Annotated in this window: 5 protein-coding genes and 1 pseudogene; 4 read left to right on the forward strand and 2 right to left on the reverse strand. The window is 61.8% G+C overall.

The features are described from left to right. A partial coding sequence (locus ENZ74_RS22250; RefSeq protein ID WP_164761133.1) for a helix-turn-helix transcriptional regulator occupies positions 1 to 848 on the reverse strand: 848 nt, incomplete at its 3' end. Between the two features lie 228 nt (positions 849 to 1,076). Between ENZ74_RS22250 and aceA the strand changes: the two genes are divergently transcribed. The 3 genes from aceA (at position 1,077) to ENZ74_RS22265 (ending at position 3,350) form a co-directional block, all read left to right on the forward strand. Continuing rightward, a complete protein-coding gene (aceA, locus tag ENZ74_RS22255) occupies positions 1,077 to 2,366 on the forward strand; it encodes an isocitrate lyase (RefSeq protein ID WP_063170072.1) in 1,290 nt (429 codons plus the stop codon). Between the two features lie 58 nt (positions 2,367 to 2,424). Beyond that, on the forward strand, positions 2,425 to 2,667 hold the full coding sequence (locus ENZ74_RS22260) for a hypothetical protein (protein WP_006202762.1): 243 nt from the start codon (positions 2,425 to 2,427) through the stop codon (positions 2,665 to 2,667). A gap of 278 nt (positions 2,668 to 2,945) precedes the next feature. Continuing rightward, a complete protein-coding gene (locus tag ENZ74_RS22265) occupies positions 2,946 to 3,350 on the forward strand; it encodes a response regulator (protein ID WP_224621462.1) in 405 nt (134 codons plus the stop codon). An 83-nt stretch (positions 3,351 to 3,433) separates the two neighbouring features. On the opposite strand, the gene ENZ74_RS22270 is transcribed toward ENZ74_RS22265, so the two are convergent. Next, positions 3,434 to 4,147, reverse strand: a complete 714-nt coding sequence (locus tag ENZ74_RS22270; protein WP_063170071.1) for an HAD family hydrolase — start codon at positions 4,145 to 4,147, stop codon at positions 3,434 to 3,436. A gap of 145 nt (positions 4,148 to 4,292) precedes the next feature. On the opposite strand from ENZ74_RS22270, the pseudogene ENZ74_RS22275 reads away from it, so the two are divergent. After that, positions 4,293 to 4,783 (forward strand): annotated as a pseudogene (locus tag ENZ74_RS22275) (glutamine synthetase); the annotation flags it as partial.

Below are 4,783 nucleotides of genomic sequence, written 5' to 3' on the forward strand. Positions count from 1 at the left end.
GCCTGATAGGGCATCATCAGCGCATGCGCCGCATAACGGCCAAGTTCGAAGCGGGCCAGGCGGCGCGCCTCGTCGGTGCTCAGCTTGAGCGCCTGGATCTCGCCGGCGACCGCGACCGTCATGCGGATCAGGCAGGCCTCCATCGCGACTTCGCGCAACTGGTCGAACGGCGACAGGCGTTCGGACAGGAACAGGCGCTGCGAATGACGATCGTAACGGCGGCGCCAGTTCGGCATGGTCGCGACCGGCAGCACCTTGACCACGATGCCATATTCGCGCTTCAGCCAGGCCTTCAGCGCGCCGAACAGATCATCGCCGGGATCGAGCACCGAGGTGAACGCCGCGGCCTCCTCCTCGAGGGCAGCAAAATGGTTCGGCCGGCGCTCGAAAATCTCGTGCACCTCGTCGATCGGCAGGCGGGCGCCGGAGAGCGCCGTCGCCCGACCCTCGCGTGCCAGCAATTCGTTGAGGTCGGACAGGCGCTCGGCCTGCTCGCGATAGGCGCGGAACAGCTTTATCACGGCCGCGGACGCATTGGGCGCCGCCTCGGCAAGCTCGATCAGTTCCTGATCACCCGGCAACTCGCCGACCAGCAGGGGATCGGTGAACACTTCCTTCAAGGCAGCGACAGATCCCCTCGCCTCGCCCTGCAGCTCGTGTGGATCGACCTTGTAGACGGAGGCCAGCCTGAGGATCAGCTGCACCGTCAGCGGCCGCTGGTTGCGCTCGATCAGATTGAGGTAGGACGGCGAAATGCCGAGACCCTCGGCCATCGCCGTCTGGGTCAGGCCCTTGGCGTTGCGAATGCGGCGGATGCGCGGCCCGGCGAAGATCTTCTGGTCAGCCATGGACTGTCCTTTACAGCAATTTACACGAATTCCTGGGCACGGGCCTTTTACAATAATGACAAATTTACAACGCACTTCTGTCAAACGCAACACAGGTTTTCTCTTATATCCTCTCAGTTTACCTGATTTTTGTGGCTGATTTCGCGCAGAAATGTAAATCCAGTCATACCCAACTACCCCCAAATGATTGACGCCTTGACACAGATCAGCAATTCCTCGGAGTGACCAATGACTGATTTTTACAACCTCGTCCCATCGGCGCCGGAAGGTCGCTTCGACGGTATCGAACGACCCTACTCGGCGGCGGATGTGAAGCGTCTGCGCGGTTCGGTGCAGATCCGCCAGAGCCTTGCCGAAATGGGCGCCAATCGGCTGTGGAAGCTCATCCACGAGGAGGACTTCGTCAACGCGCTCGGCGCCATGTCCGGCAATCAGGCGATGCAGCAGGTGCGCGCCGGGCTGAAGGCGATCTACCTGTCGGGCTGGCAGGTTGCCGCCGACGCCAACACGGCTGGCGCGATGTATCCGGATCAGTCGCTCTACCCGGCCAATGCGGCGCCTGAACTGGTCAAGCGCATCAACCGGACGCTGCAGCGCGCCGACCAGATCGAGACCTCCGAAGGCAATGGGCTTTCGGTCGAAACCTGGTTCGCGCCGATCGTTGCCGACGCCGAAGCTGGCTTCGGCGGGCCGCTCAACGCCTTCGAAATCATGAAGGCCTTCATCGAGGCGGGCGCCGCCGGCGTCCACTATGAGGACCAGTTGGCGTCGGAAAAGAAATGCGGCCATCTCGGCGGCAAGGTGCTGATCCCGACTGCGGCGCACATCCGCAACCTCAACGCCGCGCGCCTGGCGGCGGACGTGATGGGCACGCCGACCCTGGTCGTCGCGCGCACCGATGCGGAAGCCGCCAAGCTGCTCACCTCCGACATCGACGAGCGCGACCAGCCTTTCGTCGACCACGACGCCGGGCGCACGGTTGAGGGTTTCTATCATGTCAGGAACGGCATCGAGCCCTGCATTGCCCGCGCCATCGCCTATGCGCCGTACGCGGATCTGATCTGGTGCGAGACCTCGAAACCCGACCTGGCGCAGGCCAGGAAATTCGCCGAGGGCGTGCGCAAGCACCATCCCGACAAGCTGCTCGCCTACAATTGCTCGCCGTCGTTCAACTGGAAGAAGAACCTCGACGACGCGACGATTGCCAAGTTCCAGAAGGAGCTCGGCGCCATGGGCTACAAGTTCCAGTTCATCACGCTCGCCGGCTTCCACCAGCTCAACTACGGCATGTTCGAACTGGCGCGCGGCTACAAGGCGCGGCAGATGGCGGCCTATTCCGAGTTGCAGGAAGCGGAGTTCGCGGCCGAGGCCGATGGCTACACCGCGACCAAGCATCAGCGCGAGGTCGGCACCGGCTATTTCGACGCCGTGTCGATGGCGATCACCGGCGGCCAGTCGTCGACCACCGCCATGCATGAATCGACGGAGCACGCGCAGTTCAAACCGGCCGCCGAATAGCGAACAGAAAAACTCAGAGGAAACGCCCGACAGGGCTTGGGACACAAGGAGAAAACCAATGGCATCGATAAGCCGCGTCAAGGAACGCGCCGAGGAACAGTCGACAACGATGAGCGTCGACCAGCAGGCGACGATCCGCATGCTGGCCAACGACCTGCACCGCCTCAACCAGTCGGTTATGAAGGCGGTCGAGGCGGGCGTCTCGGTGGAACTCGTGCGCTCGGCACGACATCACGGCGGCGACGGCAACTGGGGCGATCTGCTGATCCCGGTGATCGTCACGCAGCAGAGCCACGGCTGACTGAAATTCATGCAACCGACCCTTCACCTGCGCAGCCCCTGCGCAGGTGAATTTTCTTTTTATGAAATGCACGTGTGGACAGTCGAGTACAGTAGCGTTGCTTGAAATTCACTGTCCCGGCGATGATTTCGGGCACTTTTATTTCAACTTGACATAGGCTGCGATCTCACGCCAATTGCGCTCCGGATTCAACTCTGCATTGAAATAGGGGCGAGCTTCTTGGCTGACTTGTGTGCCCGGTGAATCGCGAAGGCGAGACTCCAAGACATCCGAATCTGGTGACCCGCGGCTCAACCACCGAGGCGATCCGTGATCCGTCGCAGGTGCTTGTCGTCGGCAGGTCGCCAATCAATCGCGTGGTGATTTCAAAGATCGTCGAGCGATCCGGGCTCAAGCCGATTTCGGAATCTCCCGACACGGCGGCAAGGATCTTGCGGTCGCTCATTCCCGGCGCGGTTGTCCTTGACGGCGGCGCCGACAACAAGGACTGCGACAATCTGATGTCCAGCATCGACGCGTTGCGCCGCGCCTCGGGCAAATCGCTGCCACCGGTAATCCTGCTGTCAACCAAGAATGGCACCACGGAAAGCCTGGGCCTGTCTGGTGTCATCGACGTGGTGATCGCCAAGCCGATCACGCCCGAACGGTTGCAACCGGTGATCGATCGCCTGATCGGCCGCTGAGGCAATTGCGGGAAAGTGTATAGCGGTTTTTCCGTCCGGAATCGAAACCAGGTAAGGCCGGGCGACCACGGATCGCCCGGCGATCAGGGATCGATGATGCTTTCGATCAGTCCGGGCAGTTGTCCGAGATCGGATATCTGGCGGAACCTCGATTCGGTTACCGGCGCTTCGACATGCTCCAGCACCCAGGTCAGTTCATGCGGCACATGAACACCCCAGCCGCCGGCCTCGATGGCCGGCACCACATCCGACTTCAGCGAGTTGCCGACCATCATGCTTTTCGCCGGACCATCGCCGTGGCGGTTGAAGAGCCTGCTATAGGTGGCAGCATTCTTGTCGCTGACGATCTCGACCGCGTCGAACAGATCGCCAAGGCCTGAGCCAGCCAGCTTGCGCTCCTGGTCGAAGAGGTCGCCCTTGGTGATCAGCACGAGGCGGAATGCGCCGGCAAGCTTTTCGACCGTCTCGCGGGCGTGCGGCAAGGCCTCGATCGGATGGCTCAGCATCTCGCGGCCGGCATCGAGAATCTCCGCTATGACCGAGCCCGGCACGCGGCCTTGCGTGACCTCGATCGCCGTCTCGATCATCGACAGGGTAAATCCCTTGATGCCGAAGCCATAGACAGCGAGGTTGCGCCTTTCGGCCTCCAGCAATCGTGCCGAGATGTGCTCCGCTTCGCCATGGTCGACGAGCATGGCGGCAAAGCGCTTTTCCGTCAGCCGGAAGAACTGCTCGTTCTGCCACAACGTGTCGTCGGCGTCGAAGCCGATCGTCGTCAGTTTGTCATTGCGCCGCATTGAACGCCTCGATTGGAATTGGGACGGCCGAAACTAAGCCGATTGGCGTGATTTTCAACCGCACCGGGCAATGCCCGACGCGGCTCCCCTTCCCTTCCATAGGAGGGCACGGCTATACTCCACAATCCGCAACCCAATCTGGTGAATGATGCCGCCTGCAAAAAAGGAAGTCCGTCCGTCGAGCCGCGGAGGACGCGCCCGCACGCCTGCCTTCGTGAAAAACCAACGAGGCGTCAAGAACTGGAAGGAAGTCAGCGCCTGGCTGGAATGGCGCGGCATCGAGGACATCGAGTGCATCACGCCCGATCAGGCAGGCGTCGCGCGTGGCAAGATGATGCCATCGAAGAAATTCACCTCCAACACCTCGCTGGCGCTGCCGTCGGCAGTCTTCATGACGACGATATCCGGCGGCTACCCCGAGGATGGCAACGGCTTCCATTACCCGGAAGACGACGGCGACCTCAAACTGATGCCCGACCTGTCGACGCTGACGGTGGTGCCCTGGGAAGAAGACCCGACGGCAGCGGTCATCTGCGACCTCGTCCACCAGGACGGACGCTCGGTCGAGTTCACGCCGCGCAACGTGTTGAAGCGTGTGGTGGCCGCCTATGACAAGCTCGGCCTGAAGCCGGTGGT

Source organism: Mesorhizobium sp. M7A.F.Ca.CA.002.15.2.1 (assembly GCF_003998715.1).
GTDB lineage: Bacteria > Pseudomonadota > Alphaproteobacteria > Rhizobiales > Rhizobiaceae > Mesorhizobium > Mesorhizobium ciceri.

Excerpts from the sequence above, each read along its gene's own strand:
- aceA (WP_063170072.1), top strand. The coding sequence starts at position 1,077 with ATGACTGATTTTTACAACCTCGTCCCATCGGCGCCGGAAGGTCGCTTC.
- ENZ74_RS22260 (WP_006202762.1), top strand. The coding sequence starts at position 2,425 with ATGGCATCGATAAGCCGCGTCAAGGAACGCGCCGAGGAACAGTCGACA.
- ENZ74_RS22270 (WP_063170071.1), bottom strand. The coding sequence starts at position 4,147 with ATGCGGCGCAATGACAAACTGACGACGATCGGCTTCGACGCCGACGAC.